Source organism: Devosia sp. Soil_C_22, assembly GCF_057657195.1.
Genome location: NZ_JBDGIY010000001.1, coordinates 587855 through 609096, shown reverse-complemented (window position 1 = coordinate 609096; position 21242 = coordinate 587855). Strand labels below are relative to the sequence as shown.

19 protein-coding genes are annotated in these 21242 nt (G+C 66.0%); 5 read left to right on the top strand and 14 right to left on the bottom strand.

The genetic code is table 11. The features are described 5' to 3' along the window. Positions 1-48: 48 nt before the first annotated feature. Genes AC3A6I_RS02880 through pqqA form a run of 7 tightly spaced genes read right to left on the bottom strand, consistent with a single transcriptional unit; the run spans position 49 to position 5359 of the window. A complete protein-coding gene (locus AC3A6I_RS02880) occupies positions 49-1098 on the bottom strand; it encodes a LysR family transcriptional regulator (protein WP_487541677.1) in 1050 nt (349 codons plus the stop codon). A gap of 13 nt (positions 1099-1111) precedes the next feature. After that, a complete protein-coding gene (gene pip, locus AC3A6I_RS02875; RefSeq protein ID WP_487541676.1) occupies positions 1112-2050 on the bottom strand; it encodes a prolyl aminopeptidase in 939 nt (312 codons plus the stop codon). 2 nt (positions 2051-2052) lie between these two features. After that, positions 2053-3258 (bottom strand): pyrroloquinoline quinone biosynthesis protein PqqE, encoded by a 1206-nt coding sequence (gene pqqE / locus AC3A6I_RS02870; protein ID WP_487541675.1) that lies wholly within the window; start codon positions 3256-3258, stop codon positions 2053-2055. After that, the gene (gene pqqD / locus AC3A6I_RS02865; RefSeq protein WP_487541674.1) at positions 3255-3584 is read right to left on the bottom strand and encodes a pyrroloquinoline quinone biosynthesis peptide chaperone PqqD; all 330 of its coding nucleotides are present in this window, start codon (positions 3582-3584) and stop codon (positions 3255-3257) included. The genes pqqE and pqqD overlap by 4 nt, the downstream gene beginning before the upstream one ends. Next, positions 3581-4345 (bottom strand): pyrroloquinoline-quinone synthase PqqC, encoded by a 765-nt coding sequence (gene pqqC, locus AC3A6I_RS02860; RefSeq protein WP_487541673.1) that lies wholly within the window; start codon positions 4343-4345, stop codon positions 3581-3583. The genes pqqD and pqqC overlap by 4 nt, the downstream gene beginning before the upstream one ends. Next, complete coding sequence (pqqB, locus tag AC3A6I_RS02855; protein WP_487541672.1) at positions 4342-5244, bottom strand: pyrroloquinoline quinone biosynthesis protein PqqB; 903 nt, start codon at positions 5242-5244, stop codon at positions 4342-4344. Before pqqB ends, pqqC begins: the two co-directional genes overlap by 4 nt. 31 nt (positions 5245-5275) lie before the next feature. Continuing rightward, on the bottom strand, positions 5276-5359 hold the full coding sequence (gene pqqA, locus AC3A6I_RS02850) for a pyrroloquinoline quinone precursor peptide PqqA (protein ID WP_487544973.1): 84 nt from the start codon (positions 5357-5359) through the stop codon (positions 5276-5278). Between the two features lie 453 nt (positions 5360-5812). On the opposite strand from pqqA, the gene AC3A6I_RS02845 reads away from it, so the two are divergent. From AC3A6I_RS02845 to AC3A6I_RS02830, 4 genes are all read left to right on the top strand, one after another. Beyond that, entirely contained in the window at positions 5813-7072 is a 1260-nt protein-coding gene (locus tag AC3A6I_RS02845) for an MFS transporter (RefSeq protein WP_487541671.1), read from the top strand. A 26-nt stretch (positions 7073-7098) separates the two neighbouring features. Then, positions 7099-9546 carry a nitrite reductase large subunit NirB gene (gene nirB, locus AC3A6I_RS02840; RefSeq protein ID WP_487541670.1) on the top strand — a complete coding sequence of 816 codons (2448 nt, stop codon included), beginning with the start codon at positions 7099-7101 and terminating at the stop codon, positions 9544-9546. Between the two features lie 11 nt (positions 9547-9557). After that, positions 9558-9890: a nitrite reductase small subunit NirD gene (nirD, locus tag AC3A6I_RS02835; protein WP_487544972.1), complete on the top strand. Its 333-nt coding sequence runs from the start codon at positions 9558-9560 to the stop codon at positions 9888-9890. Between the two features lie 158 nt (positions 9891-10048). Continuing rightward, entirely contained in the window at positions 10049-12679 is a 2631-nt protein-coding gene (locus AC3A6I_RS02830) for a nitrate reductase (protein ID WP_487541669.1), read from the top strand. A 4-nt stretch (positions 12680-12683) separates the two neighbouring features. Here AC3A6I_RS02830 and AC3A6I_RS02825 read toward each other — a convergent pair whose 3' ends face one another. From AC3A6I_RS02825 to AC3A6I_RS02795, 7 genes are all read right to left on the bottom strand, one after another. Continuing rightward, a complete protein-coding gene (locus AC3A6I_RS02825) occupies positions 12684-12902 on the bottom strand; it encodes a hypothetical protein (RefSeq protein WP_487541668.1) in 219 nt (72 codons plus the stop codon). 377 nt (positions 12903-13279) lie between these two features. Next, the gene (locus AC3A6I_RS02820) at positions 13280-14272 is read right to left on the bottom strand and encodes an ABC transporter ATP-binding protein (protein WP_487541667.1); all 993 of its coding nucleotides are present in this window, start codon (positions 14270-14272) and stop codon (positions 13280-13282) included. After that, positions 14269-15291 (bottom strand): ABC transporter ATP-binding protein, encoded by a 1023-nt coding sequence (locus AC3A6I_RS02815; protein WP_487541666.1) that lies wholly within the window; start codon positions 15289-15291, stop codon positions 14269-14271. Before AC3A6I_RS02815 ends, AC3A6I_RS02820 begins: the two co-directional genes overlap by 4 nt. A gap of 7 nt (positions 15292-15298) precedes the next feature. After that, a complete protein-coding gene (locus AC3A6I_RS02810; protein WP_487541665.1) occupies positions 15299-16453 on the bottom strand; it encodes an ABC transporter permease in 1155 nt (384 codons plus the stop codon). Continuing rightward, entirely contained in the window at positions 16446-17426 is a 981-nt protein-coding gene (locus AC3A6I_RS02805; protein WP_487541664.1) for an ABC transporter permease, read from the bottom strand. The genes AC3A6I_RS02810 and AC3A6I_RS02805 overlap by 8 nt, the downstream gene beginning before the upstream one ends. Before the next feature lie 4 nt (positions 17427-17430). Further along, positions 17431-18231 (bottom strand): sugar phosphate isomerase/epimerase family protein, encoded by an 801-nt coding sequence (locus AC3A6I_RS02800; protein ID WP_487541663.1) that lies wholly within the window; start codon positions 18229-18231, stop codon positions 17431-17433. A 74-nt stretch (positions 18232-18305) separates the two neighbouring features. Continuing rightward, positions 18306-20237: an ABC transporter substrate-binding protein gene (locus AC3A6I_RS02795; protein ID WP_487541662.1), complete on the bottom strand. Its 1932-nt coding sequence runs from the start codon at positions 20235-20237 to the stop codon at positions 18306-18308. 196 nt (positions 20238-20433) lie between these two features. Here AC3A6I_RS02795 and phnF point away from each other — a divergent pair, with 196 nt between their 5' ends. After that, positions 20434-21174, top strand: coding sequence for a phosphonate metabolism transcriptional regulator PhnF (phnF, locus tag AC3A6I_RS02790; protein ID WP_487541661.1), 741 nt, complete (start codon positions 20434-20436; stop codon positions 21172-21174). Positions 21175-21242 lie beyond the last annotated feature (68 nt).

Here is a 21242-nt window from a genome sequence, read left to right as displayed (position 1 = left end):
ACGCGCGCGTGCCCATATTCGACAGCCTACCGGGTCGGGGCACACATCCTATAGCTCCTCAAGCACGTCCTCGACGAGAAACGGCGGCGTTTCCCGGATATCCGGAGCGGCATGCAGCGCGGCGCTCTGTTTCAGCAGATCGAACAACGCCGTATAGGGCTCCACGCGTCGGTATTGCGAGGGCACCAGCGCTACGATCGAGCGCGGCCGTACCTGCACCCGGTAGAGGTTCACCTCGCTGTTCGGACCGCTTTCGCCGCACGTAGCGAGGGCCGGGGCAAGGCATACCCCTGCCCCGGCACCGACGAGGCCGACGGCCGTCTCGAAACTACGGCAGCGGGCGACGACGCGGTGCTCCGGCAGCAACCGGTCGTACCATTGAGCGACGCGATCCGCGTGCCGGGAGCCGAACATGAACTGCACAGACTTGTTGAGCAGCGCGGACTGCTCGGGAGCAAGCTGGCGCTCGGGATCGGTGATCCCATCGAGCACGAGGGTCCTGGGTGTCACCAGCACGTAAGGATCGTCGAGCAGCGGGATATGCGTGAACCCGGCACCGGCGGCGGAGTTGGCCGCCATGAGACCAACATTGATGCGGCGAGCATAGAGCAGCTCGAGGATATCGGCCGGGGCACTTTCCTGGATATCGAAATCGAGATCGGGGAAGCGTTCCTGCATGGTGCGCACGGCAGTGGGCAGCAGTACGTGCAGAACGGAGTTGATGCCGGCGAGCCGCAGGGTCTGGCGCTGGCCGCCGCTGAACTGGGACAGGCCGTCCTCGAGCTCCTGGATGTCGCGCAGCACCTGCTCGACCTTGGGCAACAGGTATGTGCCTGCTTCGGTCAGCCGCATCTCGTTGGAGAGGCGCTGGAACAGGAGCGTTCCGACGATGGCTTCGAGCTTGCCGAGCTGCTGGGACAGCGAGGGCTGCGCCAAGCCCAGTTGCTTGGCCGCCTTGGTCAGCGTTTCGGAGCGCGCGACGGCCCAGAAGATGCGCAGCTGGTGCAGTGTCAGCTCGCGCGACTTCTGCTGCAGGCGGGCGAGCGAGGGCGTGTTGCGCTTGAGTCTCGCGGTCATTCCGGTGCGGATATCGTCCATTCGGGCTTTCTCCTCACGCGAAGTCGGCGATGGCGGTGCGGACGGCATCGGCGATGCCCGGGTCCATCAGCGAGTGGCCGGCGGCGGGTACTGTGACGATAGTCGCGTCCGGCCAGGCGGCGGCGAGGCGATGCGCATTCTGCGGAGGGCACAGCAGATCGTACTGGCCCTGCACGATGACGCCGCGAATGCCGGCGAGGCGGTGGGCACTGGCGACGAGCTGGTCGGGAGCGAGGAAGCAGGCGTTGGAAAAGTAGTGCGCTTCCATGAAGGCGGTAGGTGGCATGCGGGCAGTCTGATCGTGGATCGCGGCGAAGTCGAGCCGGGTATTGGTCGGGCGGATGCCGGAGAGGATGTCCTCGGTCATGGCATAGGCGCGCGCGGCGGGGCCGTGGATGGCAGGATCGGGATCGAGGATGCGGGGGTAATAGCTGAGCAGCGGAGCGGCGCGTTCGGGTGGGGTGAGGAGGCTGAGGAAATCGGTGTGCAGCGCGGGGTGGAATGTGCGGAGCGCCGTACCGAAGGCCCAGTCGAGCTCGGTGGGTGTGCCGAGGAAAGTGGCGCGAAGGACGAGGCCGGTGACGCGCTCGGGGTGCGCCTCGGCATAGGCGAGTGCTAGCGTGGCGCCCCAGGAGCCGCCGACGACCAGCCAGCTGTCGAGGCCGAGGCTGGTGCGGATGGCCTCCATGTCGGCGATGAGGTGCTGCGTGGTGTTGGCGTCACGCCGCCCGTGCGGGGTGCTGCGCCCTGCCCCGCGCTGGTCGAATAGCACGGCATAGTGCCGGTTTGGATCGAACAGGTTGCGGTGCGATGGCTGGCAACCGCTGCCGGGGCCGCCGTGCAGATAGACCACGGGCATGCCGTCGGGACGGCCGACGGTTTCGACGTGCAACTCGTGGCCATCGCCGACGGGCAGGCGGAAGGTGGAGAGGCTGATGGTCTCGCCGTCCATGGCTAGAATTTCTGGACCTCGGGCTCGAGCGTACCGCCGGCGAAATTGCGATAGAGGTAACGGTTGGTGCCGGTGGCGGCCTCCGTTTCGGCGGTCTTGAACAGCTCCTCGTGCAGCGGCGAGAGGTGACAGGCCGGGTCGGTGTTGCCGGCATCGCCGGTGAGCGCAAAGGCCTGGCAGCGGCAGCCACCGAAGTCCATTTCCTTGAAGGCGCAGCTCTGACACGGCTCGGGCATCCAGCCGGTGCCGCGGTATTTGTTGAAGGCGTCGGAGTTCTGCCAGATCCAGGCGATGGAGTGGTTGGAGCGGACGCTCTCGAAATCCAGCGTCGTGATCGACTCGGCCGCGTGGCAGGGCAGCACTTTGCCGGACGGGGTGATGTTGAAGAACTGCCGGCCCCAGCCGCCCATGCATTTCTTGGGGCGCAAGGCATAGTAGTCGGGCACGACGAAATCGATGTCGAGGATGCCGGCGAGGCGGGCCTGTGCGGACTCGACGACGGCGGTCATGTCCTCGATCTGGCCGAGCGAGGGCATCAGCGCGGCGCGGTTCTTGAGGGCCCAGCCATAGTACTGGACGTTGGCGACCTCGATGCGGTCGGCATCGAGCGCCACGGCCATGTCGATGATGCCGGGGAGCTGGTGCAGGTTCTGGCGGTGCATCACCGCGTTGACAGTGAGCGGGAGGCCGAACTCGCGGGCCCAGCCGGCGGCTTCGAGCTTCTTTGAATGCCCCTTGAAGCCAGCAATGCGGTTGGCGAGCTCGGGCTCGTTGCCCTGAAAGCTGATCTGGATGTGGCAAAGCCCGGCATCCGCCATCGCCTCGAGCTTATCGCGCGTCAGAAGCACGGCCGAGGTGATGAGGTTGGAGTAGAGCCCGAGGTCGGTGGCGTGCTGGATCAACTCGGTGAGGTCCTTGCGCACGGTCGGCTCGCCGCCGGAGAAATGCACCTGCAGCACGCCGATCTCGGCGAGCTCGGTCAGCACTTTCTTCCATTCGTCGGTACTGAGCTCGTTGCCGGCGCGCTCCATCTCGACCGGGTTGGAGCAATAGCCGCATTGCAGCGGACAGCGATGGGTGAGCTCGAGCAGCACGGCGAGCGGGATGCCGTAGGTCTCGGCGACCGACTTGGCCGGCCCTTCCATGATGGCGAGGCCATCCATCGCGTCGTGCAGCACGGGGCTGGCGTCGGTGAGCGTCGGGCTCATGGCTTTGCCTCCTTGGCCGCGACGACGAAGCCTGAATTGGCGAGGTCCTGCAGCATAGCGACGACGTCGCCGGCGATCTCCTCGCGCGGGGCGGCGTAGCGCTCGGCAAGGGTATCGATGAGTGTCGCGACAGCTGTCTTGCCATCGCAGAGCTGGAGGATTTCGACCGCGGTCTCGTCGGGCGCCATGACGCGCTCGGGCACCAGCAGCACCCAGCGCTCGCGGGTGTCGTCGAAGCGCAGGCGGACGCCGCGGGCGAGTGTCGGGATGCTCGCCTCCGCCACCTGCAGGCGGCGGCGCAAAGCGGGAGCGATGGTGTCGGTCATTGTGCGCTCGGAACGAAGGCGCCCGGCGGCACATGGCCCTCGACATAGGCGTGGTAAAGCGCGTCGAGCTGCACCCAGAGCACATTGGTCTTAAAGATCAGCGCGTTGCAGACGAGCTGTCGCTCGTACGGCGTCCGCGCGTGTTCCCGCACATATTTCAGCGCGAACTCGGCGTCGCGCGGGGCCTGATCGAGCCGGCGGGTGAAGTAGCTCATGATGTTGAGATCGACGAAATCGTAGTGCTTCAGCATGCCCGAGATGCGCTCTTCGTGGATGTTGGGCGCGAACAGTTCGGTGAGCGAAGAGGCGATGGCCTCGAGCGGCGACTTTTCGCGCACGAAGTGGACATAGGCTTCGACGGCGAAGCGGGTGGCGGGGAGGATGCCTTCGGTGCTTTCGACATATTTGGTGTCGAGACCCAGCCCCTCGGTGAGCTTGAGCCAGCGGTCGATGCCGCCCTCGTCGCCGATATCGCCGTCATGGTCGGTGATGCGGTGGCGCCATTCGATGCGGGTGTCGCGGTCGCGGAAGCGCGAGATGACCACCGCGTCCTTGATGGGGATGGTCGACTGGTAGAAGTAGCGGTTGAGCGCCCAGGCCTGGACCTGGCCCTTGTCGAGCTTGCCGCCATGCAGCAGCGCGTGGAACGGGTGCAGGCTGTGGTAGCGCGTGGCACCGATGAAGCGCAGCTGCTCCTCGAGCTGCTCGGGCGTATCGAGCGGGGCGTCGGTGGGCACCGAAAAGGCGGTCAGGGCAGTCATAGCGTGATCTCCATCCCATCGGCCGGTATGAGCCAGCCTGCGTTTTCCGCCGCCTGCCGCTCGGGCGAGCCGGGCCTGAGGACGGGGTTCGAATTGTTGATGTGCAGAAAGATTTTGCGCTCGATCCCGAGGCCAGCGAGCGCCGGGATGGTCGAGACCATGGCCATGTGGCCCATGCGCTCGCCGGTCTTCTGGCTGAGCCCGGCGCGGATCATCTCGTCATCGGTCCAGAGCGTGCCGTCGAAGAAGACGAGTTTGGCGCCGTCGAGATAGGCTTCGAGCTCCGGCGTGAGCGCGGCGCAGGCGGCGAGGAAGACGAACTTCTCGCCGCTGGCCTTGTCGCGGATGACGAGGCCGAGCGTGTCGCCATCTGCGTTGGGCTGGCTGTCTTCGATGAACAGCGCGGCCTTGCCGGGGGCAAGGAACGGCAGGATTTCGAGACCGGAGAGCGTGCCATCGGGCAGCGCGGGCTCGAAGGCGGTGTCCGCTTCGATGACGTGGCGCGGTACGAGGTTCGGCTTCAGCACGTTGAAGATCGAGTTGGCGGCGAGCAGGTCGAGAACGCGCCGATGGCCGTAGAGGTTGAAGGCGGTGCCCTCGCGCAGCGAGAGCAGGCCGGCGATCGCGTCGACCTCGCCGTTCGATAGGATCACACCGGCGATGGGGCTGTGACGCAGGGCGCGCGGGTGCAGCGCCGGGGTGTCGGCGAGCTGCTGGCGCAGGTCGGGCGAGGCGTTGATGAGGAACCAGTGCTGCCGGTCGGCGCTGACGGCGATCGAGGCCTGGCTCATCCGCATTTCGGGATGGCCGTTGCGGGCGGCGCGGCAATTGTCGCAGCCGCAATTCCACTGCGGGACGCCGCCACCTGCCGCGGTCCCCAGAACAACAATGCTGAGCATGTGACCGGTTCCCCGCGGCAGGATCAGGGCATTACTTGCGGGTGGCGCAAGCGTACATGTTGACTTCCATGCTCACCGGAACTTCGACGAGCTTGGGCTTCTTCCATGCCTTCATTTTGAATCTCCTCACGTTTTGCGACGGTCGTGCCGTCGGGGAGAAGCATGGGCGAGATTAGCTGGGAGCACACTCTATTGGGACGATAGACAGTTCCTATCGGGCCGCGTCTGGATCGCCCAAAGGCATCTGCTCAGATTTTGATCACACATCATCACTGGATGCTTTTTGAGCAAAATCCGAGGGCGATGGATTCGGATTAGGCAGCCCTGTTGTCCGATTAATTTCTAGCTACTTCCTTATCTGATTGATTTTGCAAGTCATTTCGCGCGGCGCGAGTTTGGCACGGCGCATGCATTGCTATTGGTGACGGGCGACAGCCCCACGACCTTTGCGTCCAGTGCCGGGCGCTCCCATACAGGCAAGGCCGCCAACAGATGCTCGCTCCCGGTTCGCCGGGGCGGACCTGTTGGCGGTCTTTTTGTTTTTCGGCTCTCACCAATGGAGCGGACCATGAGCCAGACCGACACGAAAGCCAGCTCGCAGAATCGCGCGCTGTGGCTGTCCACCATCGCCTTCACGGTGTGCTTTGCCGTGTGGACGATCTTTTCGATCATCGGCGTGGCGCTGAAGGACCAGCTCGGCCTCACCGAGACGCAGTTCGGCCTGCTCGTCGGCACGCCGGTGCTGACCGGATCGATCGTACGCATCGTGCTCGGCATCTGGACCGACCGCTATGGCGGACGGCTCGTCTACACGTTGACCATGCTGGCCGCGGCCGTGGCCACGGCGCTGCTGGTATTCGCCCAGACCTACGAGCAGTTCCTGCTCGCCGCACTCGGCGTCGGCATTTCGGGCGGCTCGTTCGCGGTAGGCGTGGCCTACGTGTCGCGGTTCTACCCGCAGAGCAAGCAGGGCACGGCGCTGGGCATCTTCGGGGCCGGCAATGTCGGAGCCGCAGTCACCAAGTTCGCGGCGCCCTTCGTGATGGTGGCGCTGGGCTGGCAGGCGGTCGCGCTGGCCTGGGCCGCGGTTCTGGCCGTGATGGCAGTGATCTTCTGGCTGTTCAGCGAAGACGATCCGGTGCTGATCAAGCGCCGGAGGGACGGCGCTGCGCCGAAGAGCTTCATGGCGGAATTCGCGCCGCTCAAGGACATCCGGGTCTGGCGCTTCGGGCTCTACTATTTCTTCTCGTTCGGCGCGTTCGTGGCGCTGACGCTGTGGCTGCCGCGCTACCTAATCGGGGTCTACGGCTTCGACATCAAGATGGCCGGCATCGTGGCCGCCGCCTACTCGATCCCGGCCAGCATCTTCCGCGCCTATGGCGGCACGCTCGCCGACAAGGTGGGCGCCCGCACGGTGATGTACTGGACGTTCGGGGTCTCGGCGATCGCAACGTTCCTGCTCGCCCTGCCGCCCAGCGACATGGTGGTGCACGGCATTGCCGGCACCTTCGCGGTCAACTTCGCGATCAGCCCGTGGGCCTTCATCGCGCTGGTGTTCGTGCTCGGCTTCTTCATGAGCCTGGGCAAGGCCGCGGTCTACAAGCACATACCCGCCTACTACCCCAACGATGTCGGCGCGGTGGGCGGGCTCGTGGGCATGATCGGCGGGCTGGGCGGGTTCGTGCTGCCGCTGCTGTTCGGCTGGCTCAACGACGTCACGGGGCTGTGGAGCAGCTGCTTCATGGCGCTGTTCGTCCTCGTCATGGCTTCGCTGGGCCTGATGCACGGCGCGATCCGGCGCATGAGCCGCGCGCCGCTGCCGGCCTGACCCAAGTTCGAGTGGAGAGATTTGCGATGAAACAGAAGCTTGTGGTCATCGGCGCCGGCATGGCGTCGGGCCGGATGCTCGAACATCTGTTCGAGGACAGCCCCGAGAGCTACGACGTCACCCTGTTCGGCGCCGAGCCGCGCGGCAACTACAACCGCATCATGCTGAGCCCCGTGCTGGCGGGCGAGAAACGGTACGACGACATCATCACCCATGATGCGGCCTGGTACGCGGCCAACGGCGTTGACTGCCGGTTCGGCGAGACGGTCACCGCCATCGATCGCAAGCGCAAGACGGTGGTGTCGAAGGGCGGCGAGACGGAATACGACAAACTGGTGATCGCCACCGGTTCGGCGCCGTTCATCATCCCGATTGCGGGCAAGGACCTGCCGGGGGTGATGGCGTTCCGCGACCTCGATGACGTCAACCGCATGGTGATGGCGGCCGAAAAGCCCAAGGCGAAGGCCGTCGTCATCGGCGGCGGCCTTCTCGGGCTCGAGGCTGCGGCGGCGCTGCGGCTGCGCGGCATGGAAGTGGTGGTGCTGCACCTGATGGGGCACCTGCTCGACCGCCAGCTCGATCCGGCGGCGGGCTACCTGCTGCAGCGCGAACTCGAGGGGCGGGGGATCAAGATCCACTGCAAGGCGCAGACCAAGGCGATCCTCGGCAACGAGCGGGTCGAGGCGGTGGCGCTCGAGGACGGGACGATCTATCCGGCCGATATCGTGGTGATGGCAGTGGGCATTCGTCCCGAAACGCGCATCGCGGTGGCGGCGGGCATCCACGTCGAGCGCGGCATCATCGTGACCGACCAGATGGTGACTGCGGATCCGGACATCCTCGCCATTGGCGAGTGCGTCGAGCACGAAAAGATCGTCTACGGCCTCGTCGCGCCGCTCTACGACATGGCCAAGGTGGCGGCGAAGACGCTGGTGAAGGCCGACGCGGCGTTCCGGCCGGTGCAGACGGCGACGCAGCTGAAGGTCACGGGCGTGTCGCTCTATTCGGCCGGCGACTTTGCCGAAGCGGAAGACCGCGAGGAGATCGTGCTGCGCGACGCGGCGTCGGGCGTCTACAAGCGGCTGGTGCTGAAGGGGGACAAGATCATCGGCGCGGTGCTCTACGGCGATACCGGCGACGGCCCGTGGTTCTTCGACATGGTGCGGAAGGGGACCGATACGCGCGACATGCGCGATACCCTGATCTTCGGCCAGAATTACCAGGGTGGTGCCCCGCTGGACCCTACGGCGGCCGTTGCAGCCTTGCCGGATGATGCGGAAATCTGCGGCTGCAACGGCGTGTGTAAATCGAAGATCACCGGCGCGATCACCGGCAAGGGCCTGACCTCGCTCGACGACGTGCGGGCGCATACCAAGGCCTCGGCGAGCTGCGGCTCGTGCACGGGGCTGGTCGAGAAGCTGCTGATGATGACGCTGGGGGACGGCTACAACCCCGCAGCCGTGCAGCCGATGTGCAAGTGCACCGATCTCGGCCATGACGAGGTGCGCCGGCTGATCATCGCCAAGGAGCTCAAGTCCATCCCGGCGGTGATGCAGGAGCTCGAGTGGAAGACCTCATGCGGCTGCGCCAAGTGCCGGCCGGCGCTCAACTATTATCTCGTTGCGACCTGGCCGGGCGAATACGAGGACGACCAGCAGAGCCGGTTCATCAACGAGCGCGTGCACGCCAACATCCAGAAGGACGGCACCTATTCGGTGGTGCCGCGCATGTGGGGCGGCATGACGAGCTCGGGCGAACTCAGGGCGATCGCCGACGTGGTCGACAAGTTCCGCATCCCCGCAGTGAAGGTCACCGGCGGGCAGCGCATCGACATGCTGGGAGTGAAGAAGGAAGACCTGCCGGCGGTGTGGGCCGATCTCAACGCGGCCGGCATGGTTTCGGGCGCAGCCTATGCCAAGGGCCTCAGGACGGTGAAGACGTGCGTCGGCTCGGACTGGTGCCGGTTCGGGACGCAGGATTCGACCGGGCTCGGCATCAAGCTGGAAAAGTTCATGTGGGGCGCGTGGACGCCGGCCAAGGTGAAGATGGCGGTGTCGGGCTGTCCGCGGAACTGCGCCGAAGCGACCTGCAAGGACGTGGGCGTGATCTGCGTGGACTCGGGCTACGACATCGTTTTTGCCGGTGCGGCAGGCCTCGACATCAAGGGCACGGAAGCGCTGTGCCACGCCGACAGTGAGGACGAGGCGATCGAGATCATCGCGGCGCTGACCCAGCTCTATCGCGAGCAGGGGCGCTATCTCGAGCGCATGTACAAGTGGCTGAAGCGGGTCGGCATGGAGTCGATCCAGGCCGCCATCGTCAAGGACCGCGAGAAGCGGCGGATGTACTACGACCGCTTCGTCTACTCGCAGAGCTTCGCGCAGGTCGATCCGTGGGAAGAGCGGGTCAACGGCAAGGATGCGCACGAATTCGCGGCCATGGCCGAGTTCGGCGTGCCGCAGGCGGCGGAGTAGTGGCGATGCTGATGAACGATTGGGTCGAGATTGGGCGCGTCGAGCAGATCCCGGTGCGCGGAGCGCGATGCGTGAACACGCCGGCCGGCAAGATCGCGGTGTTCCGCACGGCGGAGAACCAGGTGTACGCGATCGAGAACCGCTGCCCGCATAAGGGCGGGCCGCTGAGCGAGGGCATCGTCCATGGCGGGTCGGTGACCTGCCCGCTGCACAACTGGGTGTTCGATCTCAGCACCGGCGAGGCGCAAGGCGCCGACGAGGGCCAGGTGCGGACCTTCGCGGTCGAGGTCATGGAGGGACGCATCTTTATGGCCGCCGAGGTCATGCTGATGGCGGCGGAGTAGGCAGGCATCGTGGCTCACTACCCCTCATCCGGCGCTACGCGCCGCCTTCTCCCCGACGGGGAGAAGAGTATTGCGACGTCAGTGCAAGGCACCATTCCTCTCCCCATAGGGGAGAGGGTGGACCGGCGCAGCCGGGACGGGTGAGGGGTCGAGCCACGATGTCCCAGACCATTCGTACCACCTGCCCCTATTGCGGCGTCGGCTGCGGCGTGCTCGCCACCCCGCAACTCGATGGCACCGTGACCATTGCCGGCGATCCGGCGCATCCGGCCAATTTCGGGCGGCTGTGCTCCAAGGGGTCAGCGCTGGGGGAGACGCTGTCTCTGAACGGGCGGCTGCTGCATCCGCAGGTGAACGGTGTGCAGGCCGGCTGGGATGAGGCGCTTGATCTCGTTGCGGCGACGTTTCGCGACACGATTGCCGAGCATGGGCCGGAATCGGTGGCGATCTATGGCTCGGGACAGCTGCTGACCGAGGATTATTACGTCGCCAACAAGCTGATGAAGGGGTTCGTCGGCGCGGCCAATATCGACACCAACTCGCGGCTCTGCATGGCCTCGTCGGTGGCCGGACACAAGCGGGCCTTCGGTTCGGATACGGTGCCGGGCAATTACGAGGACCTCGAGCTCGCAGACCTCGTCATCCTTGTCGGCTCCAATCTCAGCTGGTGCCATCCGGTGCTGTATCAGCGGATCGTCGCCGCCAAGGCCGAGCGACCGAACATGCGGATCGTGCTGATCGACTCGCGTCGGACGACAACTGCCGACCAGGCGGACATGCATCTCGCGATCAAGGCGGATGGCGATACGGCGCTGTTCGTCGGGCTGCTGAAATCGCTGGCCGAGCGAAATGCCGTCGACTCCGAGTTCATCGCGGACAGCACCAATGGGTTCGGTGCGGCGCTCGAGCTGGCGCGGAGCTGGACGCTTGAGCGGGTGGTCGAAATGACGGGGCTAAGCCAGCGCGACATTGCGGTGTTTTACGACTGGTTCGCCGCGACGCCGCGCACCGTCACGTTATTCTCGCAGGGCGTGAACCAGTCGGCGACGGGGACAGACAAGGTCAATGCGATCATCAACTGCCACCTCGCGACCGGCCGCATCGGCTTGCCGGGGATGGGGCCGTTCTCTGTGACCGGGCAGCCCAACGCGATGGGCGGGCGCGAAGTCGGCGGGCTTGCCAACATGTTGGCAGCCCACATGGATTTCGATCCGGTCAGCGTCGATCGGGTGCGGCGGTTCTGGCGGGCCGAGAATATTGCCGAAAAGCCAGGGCTGAAGGCCGTCGACCTGTTTCGGGCGGTGGAGGCCGGGCAGATCAAGGCGCTGTGGATCATGGCGACCAACCCGGTGGACTCGATGCCGGAGGCGGACCGGGTGCGCGAGGCGATCCGAGCCTGTCCGTTCGTCGTTGTCTCCGACATGAACGCGGCGACCGATACCGCGGTCGAGGCACATGTGCGCCTGCCGGCGGCCGGCTGGGGCGAGAAGAACGGCACGGTGACCAATTCGGAGCGCCGGATTTCGCGGCAACGGCCATTCCTGCCGCTACCGGGCGAGGCACGGCCGGACTGGTGGGTTATCACACAGGTGGCGCGGCGGATGGGGTTTGCGGAGGCATTTCCGTACGAGAGCGCGGCGGAGATCTTCGCCGAGCATGTGGCGCTGTCAGCCTTCGAGAACCAAGGCAGTCGCGACTTTGATCTCTCGGGGCTGACGGGCGCGGACTATGACGAGCTCGAGCCGGTGCAGTGGCCGGTGCGTCCGGCGGGTACGCGGCGCATGTTCACGACCGGCGAGTTCTTCACGCCCGACGCGCGCGCCCGCTTCGTAGCGGTGACGCCGCCGCCACCGCTGGTGCCGCCGCCGGGCATGCTGGTGCTCAATACCGGCCGGGTGCGCGACCACTGGCATACGATGACGCGGACCGGCAAGGCGGCGCGGCTATCGGCGCATCTGGCCGAGCCGTTTGCCGAGCTGCATCCCGACGATGCGGCGGAAAAGAGCATCCGGCACGCGAGCCTTGTGCGCCTCGAGAACCGGCATGGCACGGCGCTGGTGCGGGCGCTGGTCACGGAGCGGCAGCAGCGGGGTGCGGTGTTCGTGCCCATGCACTGGACCGGGCAGTTCTCGGCGGCGGGGCGCGTTGATGCGCTGGTGACGGCACAGACCGATCCACAATCGGGACAGCCGGCGTTGAAGATGGCGGCGGTGGCGGTCGAGCCGGCGCTGGCCCGGCGCTATGGTTTTGCCGTCAGCGCCGAACGGCCGAAGCTGGATGGTGCGGACTATTGGGCGACGGCCGAGGCTCCCGGCGGCTGGCGAACCGAGCTCGCCTTCCTCACCGAGCCGGAGGACTGGGAGGCCTGGGCTAGGGGTGCGTTCGGGATCGATGCCGCGGTGCATTTCCTGTCGATCCGCGACCGGGCGACGGGGCGGCAGAGCCTTGCGCTATTCGATGGGGAGCGGCTGGTGGTCGCGCTGTTCCTGTCGCCCGATCCGGTGCTGGTATCGCGGCAATGGGCAGTGGGCCTGCTCAGCGAGAGCATAGGGCCGGCGCGGCGTGCCGACATCCTTGCCGGGCGGCCAGGCGGCGACCGACCAGATTCGGGCCCGATCGTCTGCGCCTGCTTCGGTGTCGGCGCCAACCAGATCGTACTAGCCGCGCAGGCTGGGTGCCACAGCGTCGAGACGATTGGCGCCGCGCTCAAGGCCGGCACCAATTGCGGTTCGTGCAGGGCCGAGATCCGTGGCCTGGTCGAGGCCCACCGGCTCGAGGCAGCAGAATAGCGCGTCAGGCCCGCCGATCGGGCCCGACGCTTGCCGATACTACGCGCCTGCGCGGCGTGAAGGGGATCACTTCGGCCGGACCCTTGCGATACTCCAGCGCCAATATGGTTTCGATGACGCTGTCGATGATCAGGCCAAGATTCTGGTCAAGCTCGTCGTGCTGGTCCAGTTGCTCCCGCGCCGCCTCGAGATCGAGGCGCATACGCTGATATTTGGGGTTCATCGACGCTGTTCCGTGTAGGTCCGCGCTCCGAGGTAAGCTCTCACCAGTGGCGGGGACGTTAATGGCGGCGGCGCAATTTTAACTTCCACAGCCCTGGGGTGATTACTGCAAGCGCCTGTAATGCAGGAGTATTCGCGCGGATTTGTCAGCAACAACCGGCGCCGGGAATCGTAATTCCAGCGGGATGCACTTAACCAAATACGCGGCTGCGTCGCTTGATGGGAGGCACAGTATTTCGAGATGGCTGTTATTCGGCTGACAGCGGGGCTGGCTGTGGAAAGATCGGGGTTCGCGCGCCGGTGGAATAGGCCAATTGGTACGGCTTAATCTGGGACGAAGTCCGGCGGTAGAGCGGAGTTCGTCCTGGATAGTATGGGTCAAGTCCCCTTGAGGGTGAGTGACTCGGCGTGGTGGCAGGCGACCTGGCGGTCGCCGATGGTGCGCAGCGGCGGACGTTCCAGCTTGCAGGCTGCCGTGGCGTAGCGGCAGCGCGGGTGGAAGTTGCAGCCGGGCGGCGGGTTGGTGAGGCTGGCGATTTCGCCGCCGAGCCGGGTGCGGGCAGCCCTGCGCAGGCGCGGATCGGGCAGCGGGATCGTGCCGATCAGGGCTTCGGTATAGGGGTGGAGCGGCTGGGCGAAGAGGTCTTCGGTCTTGGCCACTTCCACGAGCCGGCCGGCATACATCACGGCGATGCGGTCGGAGATGTGTTCGACCACGGCGAGATCGTGAGCGATGAACAGGTAGGTGAGGCCGCGCTGGGCCTGGAGGTCCTGCAGCAGGTTGATGATCTGGGCCTGCACCGAGACATCGAGCGCCGACACGGCTTCGTCGCAGACGACGAGGCGCGGATCGAGCGCCAGGGCGCGGGCGATGCCGATGCGCTGGCGCTCACCGCCCGAAAAGGCGTGCGGATAGCGCGACATGTACTCCGGGCGGAGACCAACCTGGGTCAACAGCTCGGCGACTCGCTGCGAGCGCTCGCGACCCGTAGCGACACCGTGGATCTCGAGGCTTTCGCCGATCAGGTCGATCACCGGCCGGCGCGGGTTGAGGCTCGAATTGGGATCCTGGAAGATCATCCGGATTTCGCGCCGATATGGCTTCAGCTCGGCCTCGCTGAGCCCCGCGAGGTCGGTGTCCTTGTAGGTGATGCGGCCGGCTGTGGCGCGATAGACGCCGAGAATGCAGCGGCCGAGCGTGGTCTTACCGGAGCCGGATTCGCCGACAAGGCTCAGCGTCTCGCCGGGCTGGATGGAGAGGCTGACGCCATCGACGGCGCGGGTGGCGGGCGGCTCCTTGCGGAACAGGCCCTTGCGATTGCGGAAGTGCATGTCGAGGTTTTCGACGCTCAGCAGCGACGCGGCGGTCATTGGGCGGCCTCGGGGATGCGCTCGAACTCGCCGACCCGAGCGCAGCGGACGACATGGCCGGGCGAGACCTGCGTCGCGGCCGGGAACTCGCGGTCGCAGAGGCCGGAGACGGCATGGTCGCACCGGGTCTGGAACGGGCAGCCGCTTGGGCGGTCGAGCGGATGCGGGACATTGCCGCGCACCGTGGGGAGGCGCGCGCCGCGCAGGCCGGGGCGCGGCACCGAGCGGAGCAGCGCCTGCGTGTAGGGGTGGCGCGGATCGTGGAACAGGGTGTCGACATCGGCATATTCGACGACACGGCCGAGATACATCACGGCGACGCTGTCGGCGATTTCGGCGACGACGCCGAGATTGTGGGTGATGAACAGGACCGTGAGCCCCATCTCGGCCTGCAGGTCGCGGATCAGGTCCAGCACCTGCGCCTGCGTCGTGACATCGAGCGCGGTGGTGGGCTCGTCGGCGATCAGCAGTTTTGGGCGGCAGATCAGCGCCATGGCGATGCAGACGCGCTGGCGCATGCCGCCCGAGAGCTCGAAGGGGAAGCGCTTCAGCGTCGCCTTTGGGTCGGGGAGGCCGACCTTGGCGAGCATCGCTACCGCTTCGACTTCCGCTGCCTTCTTGTCGAGCGCGCGGTGCAGCAGCAGCGCTTCGGTGACCTGGTCGCCGACGGTGTGGACGGGGCTCAGCGCCGTCATCGGCTCCTGGAACACCATGCCGAAATCGCCGCCCCGGATGTCGCGCATCTGGCCGCCGATGGGGTCGAGCTGGGTGAGATCGAGCTCGCGACCAGGCTCGGGCGCATAGGCGATCGAGCCTTCGACGATGCGGCCGGGCGACTGGATGATGCGCATGATCGAGCGGGCCATGATCGACTTGCCCGAGCCGCTCTCACCGACCACGCACAGCACCTTGCCGCGCGGCACGTCGAGGTCGATGCCGTCGACCGCCTTCACCACGCCCTCGTCGGTCTTGAAGTGGGTTTTCAGCCCGCGGATCTCGATGAGGTTTGCGCTCTGCATGGCCGCCTCAGTTCGCATAGGGGTCGGCCGCATCGCGGAGGCCGTCGCCGAAGAAGTTGAGGGCGAGCACGGTGATGATCACCGCGACGCCGGGGAGCAGCAGCCACGGGGCTTCGACGATGGTGCGGATGTTCTGAGCATCCTGCAGCAGCACGCCCCAGCTCACGACGGGGGGACGGAGGCCGATGCCGAGATAGCTCAAGGCCGTCTCGGCGAGGATCATGCCGGGAATGGCGAGGCTGAGCGCGGCGATGATGTGGCTCATGAAGCTCGGCACCATGTGGCGCAGGATGATGTGCAGCGGCGAGGCGCCATCGAGCCGGGCGGCGATGATGAAATCCTCGGATTTCAGCGCGAGGAAGCGACCGCGCACGACGCGGGCCAGCCCGGTCCAGCCGATCAGCGCGAGGATCAGGGTGATGAGGAAGTAGACCAGCTCCGGGGCGAGCGTCAGCGGGATGATGGCGGCGAGGCCGATCCAGAGCGGCACCGAGGGAATGGAATCGAGGATTTCGACCAGGCGCTGGATCAGGTTGTCGGTGACGCCGCCGACATAGCCCGAAATGCCGCCGATGACGACGCCGAGTGCGAAGCTGATGGCGACGCCGACAAGGCCGATCGAGAGGCTGATGCGGGCGCCGTAGATGATGCGGCTGAGCAGGTCGCGGCCGAGGCGGTCACCGCCCAGCAGCATCAGCGGCACCTTCGGGTCGCCGGTGCCGATGAAGTGGATGTCGGTGGGCCAGAGGCCCCAGAATTTGTAGGGCTCGCCGAGGACGAAGAGCTGCACCGGCACGATGGTGTCGCGGTCGGGCGCGAGGGTGCGGCGCATCTTCACCTTGTCGACGGTGGGGACGAGCGGATGGGTGTGGAGGCCCCATTGCCAGCCGTCCTCGGCGACGTGGACGATCTCGAGCGGCATGGGCGGGGCGAAACGGTAGGCCGCGGTGTAGTCCTCGAGCGTGGTTGGAGCGAGGAACTCGGCAAAGATGGCGATCAGGTAGATCAGCAGGGCAACGCCGCCGCCGATCAGGCCCAGCGTGTGGCGGCGGAAGCGGCGCCAGATCAGCGCCCACTGGCCGGCGGCGAGGTAGCGGTCGCGCTTTCGCGCCAGGCGGATGGCGCGGGCATCGGGGATCGCGTCGGTGCGGGTTTCAAGCATAGCGCACCCGCGGGTCGAGAAGGGCGAGCAGGATGTCCGAGATCAGCGTGCCGATGATGGTCAGCACCGAAAGCATCAGGATGATCGAGCCGGCCAGATACATGTCCTGCGCTATCAGCGCGTCGAGCAGCAGCGGGCCGGTGGTGGGGAGGCTGAGGACGATCGAGACGATGGTTTCACCCGAGACGAGGCCGGGCAGCACCCAGGCGAGCGAGGAAACGAAGGGGTTGAGCGCGAGGCGCAGCGGATATTTCAGCAGTAGCCGGGTTTCGCCTAGCCCCTTGGCGCGGGCAGTGACGACATAGGGCTTGCCGAGCTCGTCGAGGAGGTTGGCGCGCATGATGCGGATGAGGCTCGCCGTGCCGCCGAGGCCGACCACCAATGCCGGGATCCAGATGTGACGCAGCAGGTCGCCGAGCTTGGCGAAGCTCCACGTAGCGTTGACATATTCGGGGCTGAACAAGCCACCGACCGACAGCCCGAAGACCGAGAAAGCGAAGTACATGATGAGCAGCGCGAGGAGGAAATTCGGTACGGCGAGGCCGGCAAAGCCGATGAAGGAGGCGAGGTAGTCGCCGACGGTGTATTTCTTCGCCGCGGCATAGATACCGATGGGCAGCGCGATGACCCAGGTGAGGATCAGCGCCGAGAGCGAGACGAGGACGCTCATGCCGAGCCGGTCCCAGATCAGCTGGCTGACCGGCACGCTCCACTTGAACGAGTAGCCGAAATCGCCGGCGGTCACGATGCCCCAGACCCAGCGGCCGTACTGGATCCAGAGCGGCTGATCGAGGCCGTACTGCATGCGCAGGGCCTCGACGCCGAAATTGTCCATGCCGGAATCCTGCATCGTGGCCATCATGGTGTTGACGTAGTCGCCCGGCGGCAGCTGGATGACGAGGAACACCACGATGCTGATGACCAGCATCGTGGGGATGATCAGCAGCACGCGCCGGAAGACGTAACCCAGCATCGGCTTAGCGGGCGTAGCCGGCGGCGGTGAAATAGGCGAGGCCGCGGCGGGCACGCTCGGGCTGCAGCTCGAGGATGAGGCGCGGCATCTCGGTGAGCTCGTTCAGGCGCTGGAACATCGGGTACCAGGCGATCTCGCCGTCGCCGGGGCCCCAGTGGCGGTCCATCTCGCCGTCATTGTCGGCGATGTGGAGGTGGGCGAGGAGGTCGCCGGCCTGCCGCACCCACTCGTCGGGCACCGGGGCGCCGTGCTGGTGGTGCATCAGGTAGGCATGGCCGGTATCGAGGCACATGCGCACGTGCTTGCTCTCGAAGCGGCGCACCAGATCGATGAGGAGGTGCGGGAAGACTTCCGGCACGTTCTCGAGCACGAGGGTGACGTTCTTGTCCTCGGCATGGGCGACCAGCGGTTGCAGCGTGCCATAGGAGAAATCGGCCATGCGCGGCATGTGGGCCGGCAGGATCGTGGCGTTCGAGAAGCTGAACAGCCAGGGCTCGACCACCATGTGGGTGGCGCCGATATCGTGGGCGAAATCGATGGCCTGGTGGAAGCGGTTGCGGGTGAACTCGCGCTCGGCCGGATCGTCGGTGGCGGTGCGGATGCCGCCCGGCGCGTGGATCGAGATGCGGCCCTTAAAGCCGTCGAAGAGGCGCTTGGCGGTCTCGATGCGAGCCTCGCGGCCGTTGTCCAGAATGGAATGCGAGGCGGAAACCTCGAGGTCGCGGCCGGCTTCGTTCAGCCAGTGGACTTCGGTTTCGAGGACGTCCCAGGAGAAGGAGACGCCGAGGGTGGGCAGATCGGCCACTTTAGTATGCTCCGGCATGAAAATGGGGGTGCCGGGATGGTCACCCACCCCGGCTTGCGGTCGGTGAGGGGCGTCTACTTCTTGTAGAAGAGGATTTCCGGATCGATCGTGCCGGGCGCGAAGTACTGCGGGAAGATCGGGTCGACGACGTTCATCAGGTCCGAGTTGACGATGGTGTAGCTGTCGCCATCGCGCACGGTGCCCATGGTGAGGAACTGGTCGCGGGCATTCGCCATCAGCTCGAGGCCGTACTTGATCTGCTCTTCACGCACCGGGGTGGAGCGCATCTTGGCCATCAGCTCGAGGCCGGTCTTGACCTCCACCGGCGGTTCCTCGTTGGGCTGGATACCGAGGTACCAGTTGGACCATAGCACGCCGTTGTACTCGTCGTTGTTGGGCCAGGTGTAGATCGGGAAGGGGTTGAAGTTGAGGATGGCGGCGAGGTTGCCGGTGGTGGTGACGCCGAGGTGGCTGTCGAAGTCGTTGCCGGTGCGGCGCTGGGTGAGCAGCTTGCCGTCGAGGGTCGAGATGGTGGTCTCGACGCCGACATCGGCGAAGTAGCGCTGCATCAGCTCGAGCGTCGCGACACGGTCGGGCGCGTTGGCGTGGGTTTCGAGCACGAAGCTGAAGCGCTTGCCGTCCGGACCGAGGCGGAAGCCTTCGGCGTCCTTGTTGGGCAGGACCTTATCGAGATGCTCGTTGGCGAGCTCGGGGCTGTACTCGGTGTACTGCTCGGCGAATTCCTTGTCATAGATCGGCGAGACGGCGGTCGGCGCGAACTGGGCCGGCTGCTTGACGCCGAAATAGACCAGGTCGGAAATCTCGGTGCGGTTCATCGCGTGGCTGAGGCCGATGCGGAAGTCCTTGTTGCGGAAGACTTCGCGCTTGACCGGATCGGTGACCGTCTCGTTGAGGTCGAAGCTGGTGACCACCGAGGGAGCGGCGGTCGGGGCCAGGCGATAGTGGCCCTTCTCGGCATTCTCGAGCAGCACGGCCTGGTTATCGGGCGAGGTGACGGCGCTACCGAACTTGAAGTCGACTTCACCGGCCATGGTCTGGAGCAGCGCGACTTCGTTGTCCTCGACCGTGGTGTAGCGGACGGTATCGACATAGGGGAGCTGGTTCCCCTGCGTGTCGACCTTCCAGTAGTAGGGATTGCGGGTGGCCTCGACGATGGTCGAGGAGCCGAAGCCGGCCTGCAGCTTCCAGGCATGCATGGTCGGCACTTCCGGGTTGGTCCAGAAGTCCATCTTGGCGCGCATCATGGTCGGCCAGTCGGCAAAGCCGAGCTCGGCGGCGAGCGCGTCGACGTTCGGGTTGTACTTGGGGTGGAACTGCTTGAGGTAGTGGGCCGGCAGGCGGGTCGAGCCGTTGCCCTCGGCGCTGGCGAGGCCGACGATGAAGGTGCCCGAAGGCTGCGGGAAGGTGACCTTGAGGGTCACGTCATCGATCTTTTCGAGCTTGGGCGGCACGGTCTGGCCGTCGATGGCCATGCGGAAGTTCGGAGGCAGTCCGCCGAACCAGCCATTGAGGCCCTTGCCCGGATTGAATTCTTCGTTGAGGGCGATGTCCTCGAACCAGAACAGGATGTCGTCGACGGTGTAAGGCTCGCCGTCGGACCACTTCAGGCCCTTGCGCAGGTGCAGCACGTACTCGGTGGCGTCGGCATTGACGTCATAGCTCTCGGCGAGGCCGGGCATGGGCTGCTGGTCGTTGTTGAAGCGATAGAGCAGCTCGGAGCCGATGAAATAGAGCAGCGGCCAGTGGTCGCCGGACAGCCCGTTCATGCGGATGGTGCCGCCATAGGTGCCGATCTCGGCGGCGGACATGACCAGCGGACTCTCCGGCAGGCGGTCGGCGAGCGTCGGGATGGTGCCGGCGGCGACCATGTCGGCGAAGGCCGGGGCTTCGTGGTACTCGGTGGGCTGCGCCAGCGCTGTGCTGCCGAGCATGGCGAGAGCGAAGAGCGCGACCGCTCCCCGCCCGAGCTTGGTGTGATGGAACATCATCTGTCTCCAGGTGGAATGCTGGAGCGCCTGATAGAGGGCGAACCCGTAGAGGCGATGACGGACCAATCGGCGGAGAGGTTCGGAAGGGGCTCCCGAGGGCCCGCCGACATCAAAGCTACACGCCGCTCTGGCACGCTGTGCGCTTCGTCAACTTTCGTCTTTCGGGACAGTTCCGAGCGGGGCAGATGCGGTGATGAACCCGGCATTTGGCAACGACACTGGGGCTTCCAACCCGCGCTGGCGCGGGGTGTTCAGTGCCATTCTCAATGATATCGACCAGCACCGGCTGGTGGCCGGCCAGAAGCTGCCGCCCGAGCGGCAACTGGCCGAGTTGCACGGGGTGAGTCGCCACACCATACGGCTGGCGCTCTCGGCCCTCGAAGCGGAAGGGCTGGTGGAGATCGTGCATGGGCGCGGACTTTTCGTCGCAGAGCACGTGATCCCCTTCACCATCGGGCCGCGCACGCGCTTTTCGGACAATATGAGGCGGCTCAACCTGAAGGGACGGCGCGAGTATCTCGATGACCGGGTAGAGTTCGCGAGCCTCGATACCTGCCGTGCGCTCGGGCTCGAAGATGGCGCCGAGGTGGTGACGATCGAGACGCTGTCGCTGGTCGACGACCGGCCGATCGCGCTGGTGCGGGATTTCTACACCCTGCCCCGGTTCGAAGGAATCGGCGAGAAGGTGCGCGAGATGCGCTCGCACAGCGCGGCGCTGGCGGCCTATGGGGTGCGCGACTATCGCCGCAAGAGCTCGCGCATCGTCAGCCGGCAACCCTCGGCCTACGAGGCGAACCGGCTGGAGATGCGGCGCAACCAGACGCTGCTGGTGACGTACAAGCTGGAGGTGGACCCTGACGGGCGGCCGGTCACCTACGGCGAGTCCTGCTTCCGCGGCGACCGGGTCAATCTCGTGGTCGAGTCGACCGGCTGAGGCTCAGCGCAGGCCCGAAATTCCCTCGCTCCAACAGCAGTCCGACGAGCTCGTGCTCGACTCGACTG

Bases quoted from the DNA above. Each gene is read 5' to 3' on its own strand.
- pqqB (WP_487541672.1), bottom strand. From the start codon at position 5,244: ATGCTCAGCATTGTTGTTCTGGGGACCGCGGCAGGTGGCGGCGTCCCG.
- pqqD (WP_487541674.1), bottom strand. From the start codon at position 3,584: ATGACCGACACCATCGCTCCCGCTTTGCGCCGCCGCCTGCAGGTGGCG.
- AC3A6I_RS02805 (WP_487541664.1), bottom strand. From the start codon at position 17,426: ATGCTGGGTTACGTCTTCCGGCGCGTGCTGCTGATCATCCCCACGATG.
- pqqA (WP_487544973.1), bottom strand. From the start codon at position 5,359: ATGAAGGCATGGAAGAAGCCCAAGCTCGTCGAAGTTCCGGTGAGCATG.
- AC3A6I_RS02880 (WP_487541677.1), bottom strand. From the start codon at position 1,098: ATGGACGATATCCGCACCGGAATGACCGCGAGACTCAAGCGCAACACG.
- AC3A6I_RS02795 (WP_487541662.1), bottom strand. From the start codon at position 20,237: ATGTTCCATCACACCAAGCTCGGGCGGGGAGCGGTCGCGCTCTTCGCT.
- pqqE (WP_487541675.1), bottom strand. From the start codon at position 3,258: ATGAGCCCGACGCTCACCGACGCCAGCCCCGTGCTGCACGACGCGATG.
- AC3A6I_RS02810 (WP_487541665.1), bottom strand. From the start codon at position 16,453: ATGCTTGAAACCCGCACCGACGCGATCCCCGATGCCCGCGCCATCCGC.
- nirB (WP_487541670.1), top strand. From the start codon at position 7,099: ATGAAACAGAAGCTTGTGGTCATCGGCGCCGGCATGGCGTCGGGCCGG.
- AC3A6I_RS02815 (WP_487541666.1), bottom strand. From the start codon at position 15,291: ATGCAGAGCGCAAACCTCATCGAGATCCGCGGGCTGAAAACCCACTTC.
- pip (WP_487541676.1), bottom strand. From the start codon at position 2,050: ATGGACGGCGAGACCATCAGCCTCTCCACCTTCCGCCTGCCCGTCGGC.
- pqqC (WP_487541673.1), bottom strand. From the start codon at position 4,345: ATGACTGCCCTGACCGCCTTTTCGGTGCCCACCGACGCCCCGCTCGAT.
- AC3A6I_RS02820 (WP_487541667.1), bottom strand. From the start codon at position 14,272: ATGACCGCCGCGTCGCTGCTGAGCGTCGAAAACCTCGACATGCACTTC.
- AC3A6I_RS02845 (WP_487541671.1), top strand. From the start codon at position 5,813: ATGAGCCAGACCGACACGAAAGCCAGCTCGCAGAATCGCGCGCTGTGG.
- phnF (WP_487541661.1), top strand. From the start codon at position 20,434: ATGAACCCGGCATTTGGCAACGACACTGGGGCTTCCAACCCGCGCTGG.
- nirD (WP_487544972.1), top strand. From the start codon at position 9,558: ATGAACGATTGGGTCGAGATTGGGCGCGTCGAGCAGATCCCGGTGCGC.
- AC3A6I_RS02825 (WP_487541668.1), bottom strand. From the start codon at position 12,902: ATGAACCCCAAATATCAGCGTATGCGCCTCGATCTCGAGGCGGCGCGG.
- AC3A6I_RS02830 (WP_487541669.1), top strand. From the start codon at position 10,049: ATGTCCCAGACCATTCGTACCACCTGCCCCTATTGCGGCGTCGGCTGC.